The sequence below is a fragment of the Novosphingobium lindaniclasticum LE124 genome (assembly GCF_000445125.1).
Classification (GTDB): Bacteria; Pseudomonadota; Alphaproteobacteria; order Sphingomonadales; family Sphingomonadaceae; genus Novosphingobium; species Novosphingobium lindaniclasticum.
The window spans coordinates 34,909-55,678 of the sequence record NZ_ATHL01000046.1; the positions used below are offsets into that span (position 1 = coordinate 34,909).

The 20,770-nt window shown below is 65.6% G+C and carries 29 protein-coding genes; 18 read left to right on the forward strand and 11 right to left on the reverse strand.

Annotated elements, in window-relative coordinates; translation table 11 throughout:
- Window positions 1-34: 34 nt before the first annotated feature.
- Window positions 35-1,180 (reverse strand): DUF2279 domain-containing protein, encoded by a 1,146-nt coding sequence (locus tag L284_RS48690; RefSeq protein ID WP_021233112.1) that lies wholly within the window; start codon window positions 1,178-1,180, stop codon window positions 35-37.
- Between the two features lie 162 nt (window positions 1,181-1,342).
- On the opposite strand from L284_RS48690, the gene L284_RS30515 reads away from it, so the two are divergent.
- The 3 genes from L284_RS30515 (at window position 1,343) to L284_RS30525 (ending at window position 4,483) form a co-directional block, all read left to right on the forward strand.
- Window positions 1,343-2,347, forward strand: a complete 1,005-nt coding sequence (locus L284_RS30515; RefSeq protein WP_235054312.1) for a phytanoyl-CoA dioxygenase family protein — start codon at window positions 1,343-1,345, stop codon at window positions 2,345-2,347.
- 269 nt (window positions 2,348-2,616) lie between these two features.
- Window positions 2,617-3,654: a KpsF/GutQ family sugar-phosphate isomerase gene (locus tag L284_RS30520; RefSeq protein WP_021233114.1), complete on the forward strand. Its 1,038-nt coding sequence runs from the start codon at window positions 2,617-2,619 to the stop codon at window positions 3,652-3,654.
- A gap of 7 nt (window positions 3,655-3,661) precedes the next feature.
- Window positions 3,662-4,483 (forward strand): 3-deoxy-manno-octulosonate cytidylyltransferase, encoded by an 822-nt coding sequence (locus tag L284_RS30525; RefSeq protein ID WP_021233115.1) that lies wholly within the window; start codon window positions 3,662-3,664, stop codon window positions 4,481-4,483.
- Between the two features lie 36 nt (window positions 4,484-4,519).
- Here L284_RS30525 and kdsA read toward each other — a convergent pair whose 3' ends face one another.
- The gene (gene kdsA / locus L284_RS30530; RefSeq protein ID WP_021233116.1) at window positions 4,520-5,362 is read right to left on the reverse strand and encodes a 3-deoxy-8-phosphooctulonate synthase; all 843 of its coding nucleotides are present in this window, start codon (window positions 5,360-5,362) and stop codon (window positions 4,520-4,522) included.
- Window positions 5,363-5,564: 202 nt separating this feature from the next.
- Between kdsA and L284_RS30535 the strand changes: the two genes are divergently transcribed.
- The gene (locus L284_RS30535) at window positions 5,565-6,371 is read left to right on the forward strand and encodes a sugar phosphate isomerase/epimerase family protein (RefSeq protein ID WP_031341650.1); all 807 of its coding nucleotides are present in this window, start codon (window positions 5,565-5,567) and stop codon (window positions 6,369-6,371) included.
- Between the two features lie 287 nt (window positions 6,372-6,658).
- On the opposite strand, the gene L284_RS30540 is transcribed toward L284_RS30535, so the two are convergent.
- From L284_RS30540 to L284_RS30575, 9 genes are all read right to left on the reverse strand, one after another.
- Complete coding sequence (locus tag L284_RS30540; protein ID WP_021233118.1) at window positions 6,659-6,937, reverse strand: hypothetical protein; 279 nt, start codon at window positions 6,935-6,937, stop codon at window positions 6,659-6,661.
- A gap of 117 nt (window positions 6,938-7,054) precedes the next feature.
- Window positions 7,055-7,261, reverse strand: a complete 207-nt coding sequence (locus L284_RS30545) for a hypothetical protein (protein ID WP_021233119.1) — start codon at window positions 7,259-7,261, stop codon at window positions 7,055-7,057.
- 116 nt (window positions 7,262-7,377) lie between these two features.
- Window positions 7,378-7,812, reverse strand: a complete 435-nt coding sequence (locus L284_RS30550; protein ID WP_021233120.1) for a DUF1810 domain-containing protein — start codon at window positions 7,810-7,812, stop codon at window positions 7,378-7,380.
- Window positions 7,813-7,815: 3 nt separating this feature from the next.
- Complete coding sequence (locus L284_RS46815) at window positions 7,816-8,091, reverse strand: hypothetical protein (RefSeq protein ID WP_152524614.1); 276 nt, start codon at window positions 8,089-8,091, stop codon at window positions 7,816-7,818.
- 153 nt (window positions 8,092-8,244) lie between these two features.
- Window positions 8,245-9,081 carry a 2,3,4,5-tetrahydropyridine-2,6-dicarboxylate N-succinyltransferase gene (dapD, locus tag L284_RS30560; RefSeq protein WP_021233122.1) on the reverse strand — a complete coding sequence of 279 codons (837 nt, stop codon included), beginning with the start codon at window positions 9,079-9,081 and terminating at the stop codon, window positions 8,245-8,247.
- 245 nt (window positions 9,082-9,326) lie between these two features.
- Window positions 9,327-10,076, reverse strand: coding sequence for a hypothetical protein (locus tag L284_RS30565; protein ID WP_031341652.1), 750 nt, complete (start codon window positions 10,074-10,076; stop codon window positions 9,327-9,329).
- Between the two features lie 72 nt (window positions 10,077-10,148).
- Window positions 10,149-10,802 carry a guanylate kinase gene (gene gmk / locus L284_RS30570; protein WP_021233124.1) on the reverse strand — a complete coding sequence of 218 codons (654 nt, stop codon included), beginning with the start codon at window positions 10,800-10,802 and terminating at the stop codon, window positions 10,149-10,151.
- Window positions 10,803-10,881: 79 nt separating this feature from the next.
- Window positions 10,882-11,358 (reverse strand): hypothetical protein, encoded by a 477-nt coding sequence (locus tag L284_RS0123845; RefSeq protein WP_021233125.1) that lies wholly within the window; start codon window positions 11,356-11,358, stop codon window positions 10,882-10,884.
- Between the two features lie 34 nt (window positions 11,359-11,392).
- Window positions 11,393-11,902: an SspB family protein gene (locus tag L284_RS30575; protein ID WP_021233126.1), complete on the reverse strand. Its 510-nt coding sequence runs from the start codon at window positions 11,900-11,902 to the stop codon at window positions 11,393-11,395.
- A gap of 188 nt (window positions 11,903-12,090) precedes the next feature.
- On the opposite strand from L284_RS30575, the gene hisB reads away from it, so the two are divergent.
- From hisB to tolB, 14 genes are all read left to right on the forward strand, one after another.
- Window positions 12,091-12,693: an imidazoleglycerol-phosphate dehydratase HisB gene (gene hisB / locus L284_RS30580; protein ID WP_021233127.1), complete on the forward strand. Its 603-nt coding sequence runs from the start codon at window positions 12,091-12,093 to the stop codon at window positions 12,691-12,693.
- Window positions 12,693-12,986, forward strand: coding sequence for a YciI family protein (locus tag L284_RS30585; protein ID WP_021233128.1), 294 nt, complete (start codon window positions 12,693-12,695; stop codon window positions 12,984-12,986). Before hisB ends, L284_RS30585 begins: the two co-directional genes overlap by 1 nt.
- Window positions 12,983-13,606: an imidazole glycerol phosphate synthase subunit HisH gene (gene hisH / locus L284_RS30590; RefSeq protein ID WP_021233129.1), complete on the forward strand. Its 624-nt coding sequence runs from the start codon at window positions 12,983-12,985 to the stop codon at window positions 13,604-13,606. The genes L284_RS30585 and hisH overlap by 4 nt, the downstream gene beginning before the upstream one ends.
- Before the next feature lie 87 nt (window positions 13,607-13,693).
- The gene (hisA, locus tag L284_RS30595; protein WP_021233130.1) at window positions 13,694-14,422 is read left to right on the forward strand and encodes a 1-(5-phosphoribosyl)-5-[(5-phosphoribosylamino)methylideneamino]imidazole-4-carboxamide isomerase; all 729 of its coding nucleotides are present in this window, start codon (window positions 13,694-13,696) and stop codon (window positions 14,420-14,422) included.
- Complete coding sequence (locus tag L284_RS30600) at window positions 14,419-14,664, forward strand: hypothetical protein (RefSeq protein ID WP_021233131.1); 246 nt, start codon at window positions 14,419-14,421, stop codon at window positions 14,662-14,664. The genes hisA and L284_RS30600 overlap by 4 nt, the downstream gene beginning before the upstream one ends.
- Before the next feature lie 22 nt (window positions 14,665-14,686).
- On the forward strand, window positions 14,687-15,448 hold the full coding sequence (gene hisF / locus L284_RS30605) for an imidazole glycerol phosphate synthase subunit HisF (protein WP_021233132.1): 762 nt from the start codon (window positions 14,687-14,689) through the stop codon (window positions 15,446-15,448).
- 138 nt (window positions 15,449-15,586) lie between these two features.
- A complete protein-coding gene (locus L284_RS47870) occupies window positions 15,587-15,757 on the forward strand; it encodes a PEP-CTERM sorting domain-containing protein (RefSeq protein WP_235054313.1) in 171 nt (56 codons plus the stop codon).
- 62 nt (window positions 15,758-15,819) lie between these two features.
- A complete protein-coding gene (locus L284_RS30610; protein WP_031341654.1) occupies window positions 15,820-16,146 on the forward strand; it encodes a phosphoribosyl-ATP diphosphatase in 327 nt (108 codons plus the stop codon).
- A gap of 40 nt (window positions 16,147-16,186) precedes the next feature.
- The gene (locus L284_RS30615; RefSeq protein ID WP_021233135.1) at window positions 16,187-16,564 is read left to right on the forward strand and encodes a histidine triad nucleotide-binding protein; all 378 of its coding nucleotides are present in this window, start codon (window positions 16,187-16,189) and stop codon (window positions 16,562-16,564) included.
- Between the two features lie 142 nt (window positions 16,565-16,706).
- A complete protein-coding gene (locus L284_RS30620) occupies window positions 16,707-17,171 on the forward strand; it encodes a YbgC/FadM family acyl-CoA thioesterase (protein WP_021233136.1) in 465 nt (154 codons plus the stop codon).
- Window positions 17,168-17,878, forward strand: a complete 711-nt coding sequence (tolQ, locus tag L284_RS30625; protein ID WP_021233137.1) for a protein TolQ — start codon at window positions 17,168-17,170, stop codon at window positions 17,876-17,878. Before L284_RS30620 ends, tolQ begins: the two co-directional genes overlap by 4 nt.
- The gene (locus L284_RS30630) at window positions 17,878-18,336 is read left to right on the forward strand and encodes an ExbD/TolR family protein (protein ID WP_021233138.1); all 459 of its coding nucleotides are present in this window, start codon (window positions 17,878-17,880) and stop codon (window positions 18,334-18,336) included. The genes tolQ and L284_RS30630 overlap by 1 nt, the downstream gene beginning before the upstream one ends.
- A 14-nt stretch (window positions 18,337-18,350) precedes the next feature.
- Entirely contained in the window at window positions 18,351-19,301 is a 951-nt protein-coding gene (locus L284_RS30635; protein ID WP_031341655.1) for a hypothetical protein, read from the forward strand.
- Complete coding sequence (tolB, locus tag L284_RS30640; protein ID WP_021233140.1) at window positions 19,298-20,704, forward strand: Tol-Pal system beta propeller repeat protein TolB; 1,407 nt, start codon at window positions 19,298-19,300, stop codon at window positions 20,702-20,704. The genes L284_RS30635 and tolB overlap by 4 nt, the downstream gene beginning before the upstream one ends.
- Window positions 20,705-20,770: the final 66 nt, after the last annotated feature.

Consider the following 20,770-nt stretch of genomic DNA (forward strand, 5'->3'; position numbering starts at 1 on the left):
GGTCAGCAGGTCTCTGTGGCGTCCAAGATTTGGGTCACCAATGGCCGAACTCTCCCGCCGTGTCGACACGCAGCGAGGTATAAGGAAGCTGAACGTGGTCGAGTACCGAATGGGCGGCCCTGCCGAAGCGAGAGCGGGATTCGCCGAACAGCAGTTCGCCCACGTTCAGCCCGACGCCGAAGAACAGGTGCCGCTTAGGCTCTATGCCCTTCGCCCGGTCGCTGTTGAGGAAGTCCGAGGCGTAGTATCCGACCTGGAGATCGAGGTAGCGCAGCGGCGTCTCGCGAAGGCCCGCGAAGCCGGCGCCCTTGATGGACAGCATGAAGCGCTGCTGCGCGTAATGCTTCTTGCCGACATGGCTGTAGATGCTCTTGTTCGGCATGATCTCGATCTTGAAAGCCAGCTTCTCCTTCACGCCGGGCACCGCGTTGCGCAGGACCGAGAAGGCCGCGCCAGTGACGTTCATGGCGATGTCCTGCATGGAGTAGCCGCTATCGGCCTCGATCCCGTCGGAGATTTCGTTGATCGCCATGAACCCTGCGGCCAGCACTCCAGCGGTGAGGGCGTCTCCGGTGGACGCTTCGGTGTTGCGATGCAGGCGGGCATGGAGGATGTTGGCGATGAGGTAGGTGTTGAAGGCATGGGTCAGCTTGTCCATGCCGACGTTCGCGGTGTCCTTGCCGAACCAGCCTTCGTCCTTGAAGTGGAACGGCCGGGTCTCCTTGAACAGCTTCGGCACCGACTGAGCGCCCATGTAGACGGCGAGTATGGCCAGTTCGGTCTTGATCGTGCCGGCCTGCTGGAAGAAGCCGCGATATCGCGCCTCGTCTCGCGGGACATGGCCGGAGCGATCCAGGCTGGAGCCTGTTTCGGGCTTCTCGATGGAGAGGCCGGGCGAGCCCGCTAGGTTCTCGGCTACTACATCCTGATTCCGCAGATCGGCGAGGTCCCAACCCGCCAAGGCTGCATCAGGCCCATCGCACGTCGGTTCCAGTGCGATACACCCTGACGGCCGGGGGGAAGTGCCGGCGGGAACAAGCGCCGCCATCACCTGGGCGGGAGCTGCCAGCTCGGTCTCGGGAAAGGCCTCCGCGCCATCAACCGCTTCCGCCCAGGCGCCGGTCACTGGCAGGCAGGCGGCAAGCGTCAGAACGGCGGCGCCGCAGGAGACCGTTCTCATAGGCAATTTTTCCTAAAATCCACCCCGCGGCACCGATCAAGAAAGTTGACGATCAGAATATCATGAAATCGGTTGCCATCGACCGGTCATAGGGGGCATGTCGGCTCCCCCGAAATTGGTAGCCCACTGCTTATGACCGTCCTCAAGGCCAAATCGTTACTCATGCTGCCGATCTGGTTTCTCCAGCTCGGCACTTCGGCCAAGAGTTTCCTCGACAATCCGCTGCTGGGCTCACAGCGTTTGAACCGATGGGGACTGCACCGTGCGCGGGTGCGGGCGGCCGGCGCGCTTTGTGGCTGGCGACGGTGGCGGCTCTCGGGCAAAGTGCGGGCAGACTGGCGCGAGGCTTTCGACAGGGACGGCTTCGTCGCCATCGAGAACGTGATCCCGCCGGAGGAGTTCGCGGCGCTGCGCCGCGCGATCCTCAGCTACGAGGGCGAGGCGCGGGAAATGCGGCAGGGCGATGCGATCACCCGCCGCCTCGCTGTCGATCCGCAGATGTTCCACGCCGTTCCCGAACTGCGCCGTCTGCTCGACCGCAAGGATATCAAGGCGCTGTTCCATTACGTCGCGGGCTTCCGGATCGCGCCGCTGCACTACATCCAGACGATCGTGACTCACGACGCCAGCAACGAGGCGGACCCGCAGGAGACGCTCCATGCCGATGCCTTCCACTCGTCGCTGAAGTCCTGGCTGTTCCTCAATGCGGTTGCGGCGGACGAGGCGCCGTTCACCTTCGTGCCCGGTTCGCACCGGTTGACCAAAGCGCGGCTCGATTGGGAATATCGCCGCAGCCTGGCCGATCCGACAGCGATCGACAGGCTCTCGGCGCGCGGCTCGCCCCGGGTGGACGCTGCCGATCTTGCGGAAATGCAGCTGCCCGCGCCGCGCGCGCTGGCCGTGCCCGCCAACACTCTGGTCGTGGCGGATACCTTGGGATTTCACGCGCGAGGCGACTCGGTTCGGCCGATCGAGCGGGTGGAGATCTGGTCCTACGGCCGCCGCAATCCCTTCGTGCCCTGGCTGGGCGGCGATCCGCTAAGCCTGCCGGGGCTCGCAGAGCGCCGGGTGGGCTGGCTCTGGGCACTACGCGATCGCTTCGAGAACGTCGTGGGGCAGCCCTGGCGCAAAGTCGGGGTGCGCCGCCCAGTAGATTCGATGGACTGAAAGCTATCTACGTAAGCAATGGAGAGCTGCCGCATCAATAGCTTCAACAATCAACCTCCGCTACTTGCCGACGCCCGTGCCGAATTTGCGGCAAGTGGAGGATTGGTCGGACATGGCGGGGTTTACATAGGCAATCATGCTGCGTAGCACAAATTCGCGGATTATGCCCTCGCTTAACAGTACATGTAAGGACTGCGGCGTTGTGCAATGCGGCTAGCAAGGTGTAGGCGATGCGCGGCAATCGGAAGCACACCAGCAGGGGGGTAAACTTGTCACATTCGGTCGTCCCGATCACCGTCGGGGCCAGCAATCTCATTATTTCCAGGGCGCGGGAAGTCATCGAAATCGAGGCGCGCACGTTGGATCTTCTCGGCGCCTCGCTGGGCGCCAGCTTCACCAAGGGCTGCCAGATCCTGGCGGGCGCAACCGGGCGAATCATCGTCGCCGGCGTCGGCAAATCCGGCCACATCGCCCGCAAGATCGCCGCGACTCTTTCCGCCACTGGCTCACCCGCGATGTACCTGCACCCCGGCGAAGCCGCGCACGGCGACCTCGGCATGGTGGTCGAAGGCGACGTGGTGCTGGCCATCTCGAACTCCGGCAACACCGCCGAACTCCAGGTCCTGTTCGACCATACCGAACGCTGGGGCATCCCGGTCGTGGGCATGACGTCTTACGCCGAATCGCTGGTGGATCGCCGCTCGACGGTGTGCATCCTGCTGCCGATCGCGACCGAGGCCTGCTCGGCCAACATCGCGCCGACCAGTTCGACCACGCAGCAGCTGGCACTGGGCGATGCCATCGCGATGGTGCTCATGGACATGCAGGGCGTGTCCCGTGAAAGCCTCAAGGCGCTTCATCCGGGCGGTTCGATCGGTCTGCGCCTGGCATCGGTGAGCCAGCTCATGCACGGCAGCGACAAGCTGCCCCTGGTCGATCTGAACCTGCCGATGGACGACGTCATCACCTGCATGACCTCGATGGGCTTCGGCATCGCGGGTGTCGTCGATCAGGCAGGCCGTCTGGCAGGCATCATCACCGACGGCGACTTGCGCCGTCACTTTAAGGTGCTCGACCAGGTCTGCGCCCGCGAGGTGATGACGCCCTGTCCGAAGATGCTCCGCGCCGACATGGCCGCCGAGGATGCGCTGCGCTTCCTCAACGATGCACAGATCACATGCGCTTTCGTCGTCGGCGAAGACGGCCCGAACTGCGCCGTGGTCGAGGACGAGATGGTCGCCACGATCAACCAGATCCCCGTCGGCATCATCCATGTGCATGACTTCCTCCGCTCGGGACTGAGCTGACCCTCCCGTGACTTCAGCCAGTGTTGCCGCGAGTTTCGCGATCGTCATCCCGGCGCGCTTCGCGTCGAGCCGCTATCCGGGCAAGCCGCTCGTCCGCCTCGCCGGCGCCACGGGCGAGGAGCGCAGCCTGATCCGGCGTAGCTGGGACTGCGCCATGGGCGTTCCCGGCGCCGCCGGGGTCTGGGTGGCCACGGACGACGAGAGGATCGCCGCCGAAGTGGATAGCTTCGGCGGACAGGTCGTCATGACTTCTCCCGATTGCGCCAACGGTACCGAGCGCTGCGCGGAAGCGATCGCCACGCTGGGCCCGGTGGCGGACGTCGTGGTGAACCTTCAGGGCGATGCGCCGCTTTCCCCTGCAGGCGTGGTGCCCGCCCTGGTCGAGCGGTTGCTCCAGGATCCCGAAGCGATCATGGCAACGCCCGCCGTGCGGGCGTCCCGCTCTGTCTACGAGCATCTGGTCCACGACCAGGCCGAAGGCCGTGTGGGCGGAACCACGGCCGTGATCGATGGGCGCGGGCGCGCGCTTTACTTCTCGAAGCGGGTGCTGCCCTACCTTCCCGCGGAAGCGGCAGCGCGGGAGTTCCCGCCGGTGCACTTGCACCTGGGTCTCTATGCCTATCGGCGCGAGGCGCTGGAGCGCTACGTCGCCGCACCGCCGTGCGAACTCGAACTGCTCGAAGGGTTGGAACAGCTGCGGTTCCTCGATCTTGGCCTGCCGGTTTCGGTGGTCACGCTCGATCCCCTGTCGTGGGACGCGATCGAGTTGAACAACCCCGGCGACAAGCCGGTGATCGAACGCATCCTCAAGGAACGCGGCATAGCCTAGGGAAGAGGGCGCCGCTCCGGGCGCCCTCCTTTCCGTTCAGTCGATGTCGAGCGGCGGGAACGCCTTGACCAGCCGGTCTATCGCCTGCACCTGCTCCAGATAGGCGCGCAGCCGGTCGAGCGGCAGCGCACAAGGGCCGTCGCAAAGCGCCTTGTCCGGGTCGGGATGGGCTTCCAGGAACAGCCCGGCGATGCCCAGCGCCATGCCGGCCCGCGTCAAGGCGGCTGCCTGGGTGCGGCGGCCGTCGGCGCTGTCCGGGCGGCCGCCCGGTCGCTGGAGGGCGTGGGTGGCGTCGAACACCACCGGGGCCATAGCCTTCATCTCGTCCATCCCCAGCATGTCCACGACGAGGTTGTTGTAGCCGAACGAGGAGCCGCGCTCGCACAGCAGCACCTGGCCGTTGCCCGCCTCCTCGCACTTGCGGATGATGTGGCGCATTTCCTGCGGGGCCAGGAACTGGGGCTTCTTCACGTTGATCACCTTGCCCGTGCGCGCCAGCGCCACGACGAGGTCGGTCTGCCGCGCCAGGAAGGCCGGTAGCTGGAGAATGTCCGCCACTTCGGCAACCGCTTCCGCCTGGAAGGGTTCGTGAACGTCCGTCAGCACCGGCACACCGAAGCGGTCCTTCACGTCTGCCAGGATCCTCATGCCCTCTTCCAGGCCCGGTCCCCGGAAAGAGGAGATCGAGGATCGGTTCGCCTTGTCGAAGCTGGCCTTGAACACATAGGGTATGCCGAGATCGCCTGTCACGCGCACGAATTCGGCCGCTACGTCCATCACCGCCTCGCGGCTTTCCATGACATTCATCCCGCCGATCAGGACGAACGGGCGGTCGTTCGCGAAAGTCAGGTCAGGCAGCAGGGTAACGGAGGGGATCATGGCTGTTTTCGGTCCTTGTGGATACCGTCCCGCCGTTGCCGGGCCGCGCGCCGGCGTCAAGAGCTTTGGATGATCGCACTGGGGGCTGGCATGGGCGCGCAGGTAATTGGGGCTTTCGCCGGATGGAGGCTTCGCGCCGGCCGAAAGGATGGTTATTCAGAACGCCTTCGCAAGGCTTTCGCGCCGTCATGAGGATACGATAATGCCCCACCCCTTAGGCATCGACAGGCGCACGGTTGCCGGAATGGGCCCTATCGAACATGTCGGCCTGGCAGCGGACCTTGGCTGCAAGGCGGTGTCGCTTGGGCTGGAGCAGCCTTCCAGCGGGCGCGAAGGCTATGCGGCGTGGAGCCTGCGCGAGGATGCGTTGCTGCGGCGCGAAGTCCGGGCCGCGCTGACGGGCGCCGGGCTGCGGATCGGCCTGGGCGAGGGCATCGAAGTTTCCTCCCTCAAGTCGCCGGGCGACCATGCCGCCGACCTCGATCTCTTCGCCGAGCTCGGCACCCGCCGCATCGGCGCCCGCGACAACGGTCTCGAGCGCGCGCCTGCTTTCGACTACATCGCCCGCCTCGCCGAAATGGCCCGTGAGCGGGACATGGACTTCGCCTTCGAGTTTTCGCCGGTCATGACCTTGCGCAATCTCCGCGAAGCGTTGGATCTCGTGGCGCATATCGGCGGAGACCGGGTGAGCGTGACGGTGGATGCGCTGCACTTCTTCCGCTCCGGCGGCGCCGTGCGCGAACTGGCGGAACTCGATGCCGCGCTGATCGGCCATGTTCGCCTTTGCGACGGGGCATTGAAGGCGGCGATGGCACATGCCGAGGAAGAGGAACGCGGGCGGCTGATCCCCGGAGAGGGCGAATTGCCGCTGCGCGAATTCGTGGACGCCCTGCCGCGCGGAAAGACCCTGGGGCTGGACCTCTCGCTCCCGCAGGCGGCGCTGGGCGTGGAAGCGGCGCGCGACTACCTGGTGGAAGTGACGGCGCGGACGCGGGCGCTGCTGGCGTGACGGCCCGGTCGGGGGCGCAGCCGTTCCGAGCAACGCCGAGCTATCGTTAAATTCTTGCAACGATCTGTTATCCAAACGGATAGTGGAGAATAGAGCCGCCACCGAACGCAGTATCGGACGCGTAGAGAATGGCGCCTGACGCCGTTCATACCGAGCCGTCGGTGCAGGGAACGATCGGATCGTCGGGGGGCGAACGATCGATCCGTGGCGGGAGCGCGGCACGCCGCGCTCGGGACACGTCATCCACCGGCGGCTCTTTTTTTACGATCCGGTCGTCCTCGGCTCGCTCAAGGCGAGGGATCCGCAGGCGCCTGCAACGGTGCCCCGCCGGGAGCGAGGCGATGGGGATCGGGGCGGCTCCACAGGCTGATGGAAAGCCACAGGATGACGATGGCGATGGCGAACACGCCGAAAATCGCCGCGAGAATATGGGGCAGGATTGGCAGGGAGGAATTTCTCCCGGTTTGCAGGCCAGCCATGAGCGGCGGCTGACCGGAATCCCCGTGAACGGCTACGTCCTGCGGCAAGCCTGCACGCGCCGAATCGATCTCGACCTGATCCCGCATCCTTCCGGTTCCTTTCACCGGGACTCGGCGCTGCGCTATCGGCAACGTCGGTCCTTCTGTTTCTCCCGCGTGAAGAACAGGGCAAGTTGCGGCATCAGGCAAGCGAAATCGGCAGGGTCAGTTTCCGAGCGCGTGCTCTTCCGCCGTTACCGGATGGCCCTGGGCGGGCGGCTGATCCCACCAGGCGCGCGAAATCCAGATCGCCGACATGGCCAAAATCGCAAGAACGAGGCTGGCCAGCAGGACATAGCGCACGATATGGGGCGTGCTGCCGGAACGGGCTTCGTCCTCGTCCAGATGAACTTCATCACCGACACGTTGCATCTCGGCTCTCCCATGGCCCGACAGCTTTTGGGAGCGGCTCTGCGGCCGCAATGCAATGAGGGCCGACGACGTAAACGCTGGATGGTGCATTTGGTTCCCGGCTTTTTGACCTCGGATCATTTTGTCCGGGGAGCCGTCAGGCCGACTATCCGTAGCGTGTTCTCGTCCCGCCGTCCTTCGAAGAACCCGTCGATCGCGCGGCCGAAAAGCGCGCCGCCGCCTGCCGCTTCGAACAGTGTCAGGGAACTGCGCAATTTCATCGCATCCAGCTCGCCCAGGATCGTCGCGGCACTGCGCTCCGGTTGCCAGCAGAGCATCAGCTGGACGCATTCGCGAAGCCGCGCGCCCAACAACGGATGGGCGAGGTAAGCCTTAGCCTCGGACAGTGTCGAAATGGCGTAGAAGCGCGCGGTCTCGCTGCGACCAAGCCCGGCGACTTGCGGAAATATGTACCAGATCCAGTGACTGCGCTTGCTGCCGCGCTGCAATTCCGCAACGACGCTCGGGTAATCGCGCGATTGCGCCTCGACGAAGCGGTCGAGCGCGGCCATCGCTCAGTTCTGGCTGGCGCCCTGGTTCTGCGCCGGTTCGGGGCTCTGGACACCCGGCTGCGCCTGGGGATCGACATCGCCGCGTTCGACGGCCTGCCGCGTGTCGGCAGGTCCGCCGGTGTCGTCGGGCGCCTGCACCGCGCCGAAGATCCAGATCGCGGACATGGCAGCGATGGCCAGCACCAGGCTGATCAGCAGGACGTAGCGCACGACATTGGGCGTGGCGCCTGCGCGCGCTTCGGTCTTCTCGACGTGGATTTCCTCTCCGCGGCTTTCCATGGACATCTCCCGGTTCTCGGCCCGACGCATTTCGCACGCAGCCCTTCCTGGGGATCAACGCGTCACATTGGAGGGCGTTCCGGCAAGGTCCGATACGAAAAAGGGCCGGATGCAGCGGCATCCGACCCCATTTCGCAATCATCGAGCGCGCGATCAGTCTCGCAGCAGTTCGTTGATGCCGGTCTTCGAGCGGGTCTGCGCATCGACGGTCTTGACGATCACGGCGCAATAGAGCGACGGTCCGGGGGTGCCGTCGGGCAGCGGCTTGCCGGGCAGAGAGCCGGGCACGACCACCGAGTAAGGCGGCACCTTGCCGATGTGGACTTCGCCGGTCGCACGGTCGACGATCTTGGTCGAGGCGCCCAGGTAAACGCCCATCGACAGCACCGCGCCTTCGCCGACGACGACGCCTTCAGCCACTTCCGAACGGGCACCGATGAAGCAGTTGTCCTCGATGATGACCGGGCCGGCCTGGAGCGGCTCAAGCACGCCGCCGATGCCGACGCCGCCCGAGATGTGGACGTTCTTGCCGATCTGGGCGCAGGAGCCAACGGTCGCCCAGGTGTCGACCATCGTGCCTTCGCCAACATAGGCGCCGATGTTCACGAAGCTCGGCATCAGCACGACGCCCTTCGAAATGTAAGTGCCGCGACGGGCGACGGCGCCCGGAACCACGCGGAAACCAGCGTTGCGGAAGTCTTCTTCGGCCCAGCCGTCGAACTTCACCGGCACCTTGTCGAAGGCGGGCGCGCCGCCGGCACCGTGGGCGACGGGTACGTTGTCGTTGAGGCGGAATGAGAGAAGAACGGCCTTCTTCAGCCACTGGTTGACCTTCCAGCCGCCCTGGTCGTCCGGCTCGGCAACGCGGGCGGCGCCCGATTCGATCTGGCCGAGCGCTTCATCGACGAGCTTGCGCACATCTTCGCTGGCGGGGGTGACGGTGTCGCGCGCATCCCAGGCGGCTTCGATCGCGGTTTCGAGTTCGGACATGTTCGCGTCTCCAGAAAGTCGGCCAAAAAGGCAGGTTTGCAGGCGCGCCTAGAGGCTGCGGGAGGCGAGGACAAGAAAGAAGGATGCAATCGGCACAAGCTGCGCGCCGCTTCGTTGCGCGCTGGAGCATTCTCTAATTAGGTGGAATCACCTGATGGCTCGGAAAGGGCGTCAAACCAGAAAGTTGGAGTGGTCGATCCGATGCAGTCGGATCGGAAACCGCTCCAGTCGCCCGGTGCGCTCGTTCAGCCTACCGGGGTGAGCTGGGCCGAATCGATGTGCCAGCGTCGCTGGTCGGCGCTGGCGCCGTCGATATCGTTGACGCGCCGCACGACATATGTTCCGCGAAAGCGCTGGCGAGTGCCATCATTCAGCGTGGCGTCCACCGTCACCGGCACCGGCTGGTAGATCGAGCCTGCACCGGCATCGCCCGGCTCCAGCCTGCCGATGGTGACATGGGTGGAGCGGGTATGGGCGAAGCCGGACTGGAACTTGTCGAGCGTCTGGTTCGGCGGGCCGTTGTCGCCCCATTGCTGCCAGGCCGTTCCATAGTCGCGCGCGTTGAGCGCGGAATAGTAGCGCTCCACGACGGCGGCGGCGGCTTCCTTGCTCCTGGGATCGATCCCGCACTCGGGCATCCGATCGCCCTTGGAATCGAAGAGCGTGCAGCTGCGGGCGATCTCGTCCTCGATCATCGCGCAGCTGTTGGCGACGTTGCAGGGTGGGTGGGTCGCGGGGGAGACGTTGCGGCACAAGTCCGCGCGCTTCTGTGCGGCGGTGGCGCCGATTTCGTCCGCACAGGAAAGCGGGTCGGACGACGCCGTGCTCTGCGCGGCCGGCGTTGCGGATGCGACCGGCTCCGCGGCCCGGGGCGCCGTGTCCGTGACCTGCGGGCTTTCGGTCGCTTCCTCGCGGGAAGGCGAACCGCAGGCCGAAAGGGCGAGAATGCAAGCCCATGGCAGAGCCTGCACCAGCGAATTGCGTCGCGTGACCATCATCGTCTCCTGTTCCCGGCTAACTACGCGCGAAACCGGAACAAGTGCCCGTGCCGCGCGGGAAAACGGGTGTCAGGGAACCATCAGTTCGCGCACGAAGCCGATCAGGCCGGTCTGACGGGCGCGGCGCATGCGTTCGGCGTAGAGGATCTGCTCCACTTTGTCGAAGCACTGGGCGATGTCGTCGTTGACCACCACATAGTCGTAGCCGTCCCAGTGGCTGATTTCCGAACGGGCGCGTTCCATGCGGGCGGCGATCACGTCCATGCTGTCGGTTCCGCGCCCGGTGAGGCGGCGGCGCAGTTCGTCGATGCTGGGCGGCAGCAGGAATACGCGCACCACGTCGCGCTCCAGCTTCTGATAGAGCTGCTGGGTGCCTTGCCAATCGATGTCGAAGAGATAGTCCTGCCCGTCTTTGAGCCCGGCCTTCACTTGGGCTTTCGGGGTGCCATAGGAGTGGCCGAACACGGTCGCCCATTCCAGGAAGTCCTCGTCCGCCACCATGCGGTCGAACTGTTCGCGGCTGACGAAGTGGTAGTCCTTGCCGTCCACTTCGCCCGGTCGCGGGGCGCGGGTGGTGCAGGACACCGAGTTGCGGATGTGCGGATCGCGTTCGAGCAGCATGCGTGCGATCGTCGTCTTGCCGGCGCCGGAGGGCGAGGACAGGATGAGCATCAGCCCGCGACGGGCAAGCGTATCGGCAGGATTTTCCGGGGAGTTGACCATGTGCCCCGATGCCGATGACCGGCGGGCAAATCAAGAGGGCAAATCAGGCGGCGTTCGCGTGAAGGGCCGGAAACGCCCGTCATCCCACCTTGGGAACGATGTCGGACTTGCCCTCGCCCTCTTCCGCCATGCTCTGGAGCTGCTTCTGGCCGCGCGCCTTTTCCTTGCGGGCGCGGCTGCGTTCATAGAGCGTCTTTGCCGCCAGGCTACCGATGACCAGCGCGGCTCCGGGGCCGGAGCCTAGCGCCACGCGGGCGATGGCGGTATGCAGCATGGCCTGACTGAACGAGCGGCCGCGCAGGATCTGCGCTGCCGTTTCCGGCGTGTAGCGCTTGCCGAGCAGCGCATGTTCCATCGCGCGCCGGGCCAGGAACGATCCCCCGCGAAGGGCGATGTCGGCGATGGCGAGATTGGTGGCGGCGTTGGGACTGGGGCCGCTCAAGGTGCTGGCTTTGTCCAGGGCCTTTCCGGCGGTGTTCTTCACCGCCGTTCCGGCCTTGCTCATGCTTTTGCCGACGCTCTGGCCGACTTTCTTGGGTACGGAAACGACGCCCATGGATATTGCTTTCCCGGGCGGTTTTCCGCCCGCCTTACTTCTTCTTGCCGAAATCGACCGAAACGACGTTCGATCCGTCTTCGCTGGAGGTAATGCGCGAGGCCACGTCGCGTTCCGAAGCCCCATTGGCCGAATCGTTTTCGGCGGAGGCGAGATCGTCCTCGTCCTCTTCCACGGCCTGGAACTGCAGCCCGAAGTCCACCGCCGGATCGACGAAGGCGGTGATCGCCGAGAAGGGGATCACCAGCTTGGACGGCATCTGGTTGAAGCTGAGGCTTACCGTGAAATCCTCTTCCCGCACGGCCAGATCCCAGAACTTGTTCTGGAGCACGATCGTCATCTCGTCCGGGAAGCGCGCGCGCAGTTCGGGAGGAACCGAGACGCCGGGCGCGCCGGTCTTGAAGGTGATGTAGAAATGGTGGGCGCCCGGCAGGACGCCGCCCGCATCCTCGACTTGGCCGAGCACGCGGCCGACAACGGCGCGCAGGGCCTCCTGCACGATTTCATCGTAGGGGATCAGGCTGTCTGGTGTCGTATCGTTCATCGCGCCTTACGTGCTCATGGTTCTTTTTTCGGTCAAGCGGCTTCGAGCGTAAAATAGCACGTCTCGACAGGTTTTCCCTAGGTCGTTTGCTAAAGGGAGCGACCGAAGATTACTTTGGAAACGCTTTTCGCGCACACTTGGTGCCGGGCGGAATTGATTCCCGCGTGTACCGGTTTATAGGCGCAGCCATGCGCACAGCCTCGATCATCCGCAAGACTCACGAGACCGACATCGCCGTGGAGGTCAACCTGGACGGCACGGGAGCCTATCAGGTCTCCACCGGGATCGGCTTTCTCGACCATATGATCGAGCAGTTCAGCCGCCATTCGCTGATCGACATCGCCTGCCGCATCAAGGGCGATCTTCATGTGGACCAGCACCACACCACGGAAGACAGCGCCATCGCCATCGGCCAGGCGATCAGCCAGGCCCTGGGCGACCGCGCGGGGATCGGCCGTTACGGCGATGTCCATTCGCCGATGGACGAGGCGCTGAGCCGCGTCTCGCTCGACATCTCGGGCAGACCTTGGCTGGTCTGGAAGGCGGGCTTCACGCAGGACAAGCTGGGCGAGTTCGACACCGAGATGGTGGAGCACTGGTTCCACTCGATCGCGCAGGCCGTGGGCATCACCCTGCACATCGAGCTTCTCTACGGCACCAACAATCACCACATCTGCGAAGGCATCTTCAAGGGCTTCGCCCGCGCGATGCGCACCGCCGTCGAACTGGACCCGCGCAAGGGCGGGGCCATACCCTCGACCAAGGGCATTCTCGGACAGGAGTCTCTGTAATGGCCAGCTTCATCGTTTCGCTGACCTATACCGCACCGATCGAAGCGATCGACGCGCTGCTGGAAAAGCATGTCGCCTGGCTGCGCGAGCAGCATGCGGCCGGGCACCTGCTGGGCTGGGGCCGCAAGGTTCCGCGAGAGGGCGGCATCCTGCTGGCCAAGGGCGAGAGCAAGCCCGCGGTGGAGGCACTCGCTTCGCAGGATCCTTTCGTGAAGGGCGGCGTCGCCACCATCGAAGTGATCGAGTGGGCGCACGGCTTCCTCGACGACAGTATTTCGGGTCTCGCGGGATGACCCTGGCGCTGATCGACTACGGCGCTGGCAACCTCTATTCGGTCGCCAATGCGCTGCGGGCGGCGGGGGCGGAGAACGTGGTCGTCACGGCCAACCCGGACGTCGTGCGCGCGGCGGACCGCATCGTCCTGCCGGGTGTCGGCTCCTTCCGGTCCTGTGCCGAAGGGCTCTGGGGCATTCGCGGCATGGTGGAGGCCATGAACGAGCGCGTCCATGTCGGCGGAGCGCCGTTCCTGGGCATCTGCGTGGGCATGCAGCTTCTCGCCACCCGGGGGCTTGAGCACGGCGTGACGCGGGGGCTCGACTGGATCGGCGGCCAGGTGCAGATCGTCGAGCGCACCGATCCCGCGATCAAGATTCCGCACATGGGCTGGAACGACGTCTCGCTCGGCCGCAAGGATCCGGCGCAAGGGCTGATCGAGCCCGGCGAAGCCTATTTCCTGCACTCCTACCACTTCCAGCCGGACGACGGCGCGCATGTGGCGGCCATGACCGACCACGGCGGCGGCCTTGTCGCGGCCGTGGCGAAGGACAATGTCGTGGGCGTGCAGTTCCACCCCGAAAAGAGCCAGGCCTACGGGCTGGCGCTGCTTTCCCGTTTCCTCGAATGGAAGCCCTGAGATGAATTTTGATGCATTGACCGGATCGGCTTTCGCCGATCCTTGCGCGGCGTGGGCCGGTGCCGCCTCCGGCCGGGAGGCCGGACAATGATCGTTTTTCCCGCCATCGACCTCAAGCAGGGGCAGGTCGTGCGCCTGGCCGAAGGCGACATGGATCGCGCTACCGTCTATGGCGACAATCCCGCCGCGCAGGCCATGCTCTTTGCCGAAGCGGGGTCGCAGTATCTCCATGTCGTCGATCTCGACGGCTCCTTCGCGGGCCGTGCGGAGAATCGCGAGGCGGTGGAAGCCATTCTCGAAGCGTTTCCCGGTCACGTCCAGCTCGGCGGCGGCATCCGCACGCGTGAGGCGGTGGCGGGCTGGTTCGACCTTGGGGTCTCGCGCGTGGTCATGGGCACCGCCGCGCTGAAGGATCCGCAGTTCGTCAAGGACATGGCCCGTGAATACCCCGGCGGCATCGTCGTCGCGGTGGACGCGCGCGAAGGCATGGTCGCGACCGAGGGCTGGGCGGAAGTTTCCGACGTCTCGATCGTCGACATGGCCCGCCGGTTCGAGGACGCGGGCGTGGCATCGCTGCTCTTCACCGACATCGGCCGGGACGGCCTGCTCAAGGGCTGCAACATCGACGCCACCGTCGATCTCGCCCGTCGCACCGACCTGCCGGTGATCGCCAGCGGCGGCGTGAAGGGCCTCGACGACATTCGCCTGCTGGGGCTCCATGCCGGGGGCGGCATCGAGGGTGTCATCACCGGACGGGCGCTCTACGACGGCCGCCTCGACCTTGCCGCCGCGATCGCGATGGCGGAGAAGGCGTGAACGAGAACCGCCTCGTCGGCGTCCTGGCGCTGGCGATCTTCGTGCCGGGCGCGATCTTTGCCCTTCGCGACTTCCGCAAGGGCAGGGCGCGGCTCATGCTGTTCAGCCGGGCCCGCTCGAAAGTGGAAGCAGGGCGTGAAGAGAACCCGCGCAAGTTCTGGGCCTACACCGCGTTCAACTTCGCCGTCTGCCTGACGGTAGGCGTGTTTTGCGTGCTGTTGTTCTTCAAGCCGGTGGAGTGACACCCATGTCCAGGAGCCCGAAATGACCGTCCGTATCCGCGTCATTCCCTGCCTCGATGTCGCCAACGGCCGCGTCGTGAAGGGCGTCAACTTCGTCGATCTCGTCGACGCCGGTGATCCGGTGGAGCAGGCCCGCGCCTATGACGCCGCCGGGGCCGACGAACTCTGCTTCCTCGACATTTCCGCCAGCCACGAAGGGCGCGGTACCCTGCTCGACGTGGTGCAGCGCACTGCCGAGGTCTGCTTCATGCCGCTGACGGTCGGCGGCGGCGTGCGCACCGCCGAGGATGCCCGCGCGCTGTTGCTTGCCGGGGCCGATAAGGTGGCGGTCAATTCCGCCGCCGTCTCTCGCCCCGAAGTCGTGGCGGACATTGCCGAGAAGTTCGGCTCGCAGTGCATCGTCGCTTCGGTGGATGCCCGCAAGGTCGCGCCGGGTAAGTGGGAGATCTTCACCCACGGCGGCCGCAAGGCCACCGGGATCGACGCGCTGGAACATGCCGTGAAACTGGCGGATTACGGTGCGGGCGAGCTGCTCGTTACTTCTATGGACGGCGACGGCACGCAGAGCGGCTACGACCTTGAACTCACCCGCCTGATTGCCGGGAGCGTTTCGGTGCCGGTGATCGCCAGCGGCGGCGTCGGCAATCTGGACCATCTCGTGGCGGGCGTGACCCGCGGCAAGGCCAGCGCGGTGCTGGCGGCCTCGATCTTCCACTTCGGCAAGCATTCGATTGCGGAGGCGCATGCAGCGCTGCGTTCGGCAGGGCTGCCGGCGCGGGGGTGACGAATACGTCGTCCCGGACGGCAATATGGCAAACCCTTGCTCTTCCGATCGCCCCGGATCGGGACAAGTGCCGATGCGCACTTGCCGTTTCAAGCGGTTACGCTGATGGCCGCTCAACAGTCCCGCAGGAGCCATATCTTGCCTTGCTATCGCTGCCTGTCCGTCCTTGTGGCGGCCTCACTCACGCCCGCCTCCGTTTTCGCGGCCGACGCCACGCGCCTGCCCGAGCCCAGCGGCCTGTTCCTTCTCGCCATGGGGGTGGCCGATGTGGTCATCGGGCGCAAGTTCTCGCGCAACCGGCCGGATTGATCCGCCTTCTTTCGGATTTTGCCGCTCTTGACCGATATGCTCACGCAACGCATGGGCAGGACATGAGCAGCCTCGACACTCTCGCCCGCCTCGAAGCCACGATCGCCACGCGCCGCGCCGCCGATCCCGAAAGCAGCTATGTCGCGAAGCTCCATGCCAAAGGGCTGGGTAAGATCGCGCAGAAGCTGGGCGAGGAAGCCACCGAAACCGTGATCGCCGCCCTCACCGAGGACGACAAGGCGCTCACTGGCGAGGTGGCCGACCTGATCTTCCATCTCATGGTGCTGCTCGGCGCGCGCGACGTGCCGTTCGCTGCCGTGCTGGCCGAACTGGACCGCCGCGAAGGCGTCTCCGGCATTGCCGAGAAGGCCGCCCGCCCCAAGGACTGAGCCTCCAGTCCCATTGCTTTCGATACTCCGGGAGACACCGATGCCGATCGACCCCAAGCTGCCCTACGACGAGAACAACATCTTCGCGAAGATCCTGCGCGGCGAGCTGCCGTGCAGCAAGGTCTACGAGGACGACTACGCGCTGGCCTTCAACGACATCCGCCCACAGGCACCGGTCCATGTGCTGGTCATCCCCAAGGCCGCCTATGTCTCGTGGGACGACTTCACCGCCAAGGCGGACGATGCCGAAATCGCCGGATTCATGCGCGCCGTCGGCCACGTCACGCGCCAGCTCGAACTGGACGAGCCGGGTTATCGCCTGATGGTCAACATGGGCACCAACGGCCACCAGGAAGTGCCGCATCTCCATGTGCACATTTTCGGCGGCCGCCAGTTCTTCCAGATGATCGCGGAGTAGGCAGGGCGGGCAAACCCCGTCGTCCCGGATCAAGTCCGGGACGACGGATGGCGTGAAATTCGCACGAACACGCCCCGTGCGCGGGATAAGTTGCGACGAGTGGATTGCGCTACGGCCCCCTCCCGCTACACAACTCGGCAGCATGAGCAGCGATCCTCTTCCCCCCAGCGGCGTCCTCGACGGGCCGCTCCACCGCTATGCGCTTCGCGTGTTCTACGAGGACACCGACGCGGGCGGGGTGGTCTATCATGCCAATTACATCCGCTGGTTCGAACGGGCCCGCTCCGATCTGCTCGACCTGCTGGGTATCGACCAGCGCGCGGCAATGGAGTCCGGCGAAGGGCTCTACACCGTTGCGGAAGTGAACATCCGTTACCTTTCGCCCGCGCGCCTCGGGGACGGGGTGGTGATCGATACCCATGCGCTTCAGGTCGGCCGCGTGAGCTGCACGCTTCGCCAAGTGGCCCGACGCGGAGAAATTCGCCTTGCCGAGGCCACGGTAAAGGTCGGGTTCATCAGTCCTGAAGGACGACCGCGCAAACAGCCCGCCGCCTGGCAACACGCTTTCGCCTCGCTCATGCAAGAGCATCCGAGAGGACAAGAATGACTTTTGAACTGCTCGCCTCCGCCGTCACCATCGGCAGCGATTCCAACCACCTCAATCCGGTGAAGCTGTTCCTCCACGCCGATATCGTCGTGCAGTCGATCATGGCGGGGCTGATCCTGGCGAGCGTCTGGGTCTGGGCCATCATCATCAGCTTCATGCTGCGCATCGGCAGTCTCAACCGCAAATGCGCCGAGTATGAGGAAGGTTTCTGGGAAGCCCAGAACTTCGAGGCCTATCAGAAGGAACGCCGCCGCGGCGACGTGCCGATGGGCAAAGTCGCGGGCGCGGGTCTCGCCGAATGGCGCCGCAATGCCGCCATGCCCAAGTTCGACCCCGATGGCGCGCGCGAGCGTATCGCCCTGGCCATGACATCTTCGGTGGGTGAGGAGAGCGACCGCATTTCCAACCGCCTGAACTTCCTGGCGACCGTGGGTTCGGTGGCACCTTTCGTGGGTCTGTTCGGCACCGTCTGGGGCATCATGAACAGCTTCTTCCAGATCGGCCAGCAGCAGAATTCCTCGCTCGCGGTCGTCGCCCCCGGCATTTCGGAGGCGCTGTTCGCCACCGCCATCGGTCTGTTCGCGGCCATCCCGGCGGTGATCGCCTACAACCGCTTCTCGCACCGCGTGAACCTGTTCGAATCGCGCCTGCAGCGCTTTGCCGACCGGCTGCACTCCGCGCTTACGCGTGAGCTGGAGCAGCGCTGATGGGCATGGGCGTTTCCGGCGGCGGCAGGCGAAATAGCCGGCGCAGCGGCGGGGGACGTACCCCCATGGCCGAAATCAACGTGACGCCGCTGGTCGACGTCATGCTGGTGCTGCTGATCATCTTCATGGTCACCGCGCCGCTGCTCAAGGCGGCCGTGCCGATCGAGCTGCCCGACAGCCGCGCCAAGGCGATGAACGAGGAACAGGACCAGATCACCATCTCGGTCCAGCGCGACGGCACGATCTACTACGAGACCGAAGCGCTCGCACCCGGCGAACTGACGGAACGTCTCGCCTCGGTGCCGGACGGCGCCGACGGCCGCAAGCCGCAGGTCACCCTGCGGGCCGACAAGGCCCTCGACTATGGCCGGGTGATCGACGTCATGGGCGAGCTGAACCATGCCGGCTTCACCTCGATCTCGCTGGTGACGGGTGTCAGCAGCGGTTCAGGCGGCTGAGTTAGGCTGGCACGATGGCAATGCTGGGATTGCGCAAGGACGAGGGGCTGGGGCTCACGCTGGCAGTCGCGCTGCACGTTGCGGTGCTGGCGGTCATCGTGCTGCGCCCGGCGCAGACCGATGTCGTGAAGCCGCCGCAGCGCATCGAAGTGACGCTGAGCGATCAGGTCGGCATGACCTCGACCTCGCCCGACCCGTTCAGCCAGGCCGCGCCCGATATCGCGCCCGAGATCGGCGAGGCGGCGCCGCCGCCAGCGCCCGCCCCGGAGCCCTTGCCGCAGCCCGAGCCGCTACCTCCGGCGCCTGCGCCGCGTCCGCTGCCGCAACCCAAACCGCAGCCCAAGCCGGCACCCGCGCCGAAGCCGGTCCCGCCTAAACCTGCACCGCCCAAACCGACACCACCGAAGCCCAAGCCCGCGCCTCAGAAGCCCGCCGCCAAGCCGGCTCCGCAAAAGCCCGCTGCAAAGCCCGCGCCAAGCCGTAACAGCAGCGCGATCGACCGGATCGTCGGCAAGTCCGGCTCCGCGTCAAGCAAGGCGACCACGCCGCCCAAGAAGGCCGGCGGTAGCCGTGTCGGAGCGGACTTCCTTGCCGGCGTTTCCGGCGCGACGTCCACGCAGGGCAAGGGCCAACCCGCGGCGGCTCTGGGGCCGGCGGCGGTGTCCGCACTCAACGGGGCCATCAGCCGCCAGCTCAAGCCGCACTGGGCCGCTCCCCAGGGCGCGGACGCGGAACTTCTGGTGACCACCGTGCGCTTCCGCCTCAACCAGGACGGCAGCCTCAATGGTGATCCTCAGGTCCTGCGCACGACCGGCCAGAACGCGGCCAACTCGGCGCAGGTCCAGCGTCACCAGGAACAGGCGATCCGCGCGGTGAAGCTTGCAGCTCCGTTCAATCTGCCGGAAGACCTCTACAACGGCTGGAAGGTCATCACGACCAACTTCGACAGAAGGCTATCGCAATGAAAAAGATCATCCACCTCGCTGCATTTGGCCTGCTGCTTTCCGGTTCCGTGGCAGCGTTCGCCCAGAGCGCGCCACCGGTCGTGCCCGTTCAGCCCGCCCCCGCAGCGCCCGGTGCCCCCGCTGACGAGGACGGCGGCCTTCAGGTCACCGTCTCGGACGATAGCGACTGGCAGGATCTCGGCATCGCCATCACCACTTTCGCCACCGATGCCGACGTGCCCACCGGCACCAACGCCGGTTCGACGGCGGCGCTCGGCCGCGCGCTGTCGCAAGTGGTCGCGGCCGACCTCAAGAACAACGGTCTGTTCAAGCCCTCCGGCCCGGACGGCCTGCCGCAGCCGGCCTATTCGCAAGTCCAGACCCCGGATTTCCCGGTGTGGTCGGCACGCGCCGCGAACATGCTGGTGCAGGGATACGTGCGCGCAGGTTCCGGCGGCCAGATCACCGTGGGCTGCTACCTCTACGACGTGGCGCTCAAGCAGCAGCTGGTGAAGGGTGGCTGGCAGGTTCCGCCGTCCGACTGGCGCCGCGCCGCGCACAAGTGCGCCGACATGGTCTATTCGCGCCTCTCGGGCGAAAGCCCGTTCTTCGATTCGAAGATCGCCTATATCGCCGAGACCGGTCCCAAGGACCACCGCATGAAGCGCCTGGCGATCATGGATTCGGACGGTGCCAACCACCGTTACCTGACCAGCGGCCAGTCGACCGCGCTCACTCCGCGCTATTCGCCGGACTATTCGAAGATCCTCTATCTGTCCTATCTCAACGGACAGCCCAGCATCTACGTCTACGACCTCGCCAGCAACACCCAGAAGCTGATCGCCCGTACCGGCAACCCGACGATGGCCCCGCGCTGGTCGCCGGACGGCAAGTGGGTGCTCTATTCGATGGCCTCGGGCGGCAATACCGACATCTATCGCATCTCCTCGGCCGGCGGCGGAACCCCGCAGCGCCTGACCAATACGCCCGGCATCTCGATCGGCGGGTCCTACTCGCCCGACGGCAGCCAGATCGTGTTCGAGAGCGACCGTTCGGGCAACCAGCAGATCTACGTGATGAACTCGGACGGTTCGAACCAGCGCCGCATCAGCTTCTTCGGCGGCCGTGCGGCGACGCCGGAATGGAGCCCGCGCGGGGACCAGATCGCCTTCACCCATGTCGTGGGCAATCTGCGCATCGCGGTGATGAACCCGAACGGGGGCGGCATGCGCCACCTGACGGATTCCTGGCAGGACGAAGCGCCGACCTGGTCGCCGAACGGACGCATCATCCAGTTCTTCCGCACGGCGCGCAATGCCGGCACGGCCTCGATCTGGCAGGTGGACCTTACCGGCCGCAACGAGCGCAAGCTGCCTACTCCCGTAGGCGCATCGGATCCTGCCTGGGGTCCCGTCCGCCCCTGACCACGCCCTCATCTGTCGCCTGAAACGACCGCCTCCAAAAAGAGCGGCCGTTCAGGTTGACAGCCC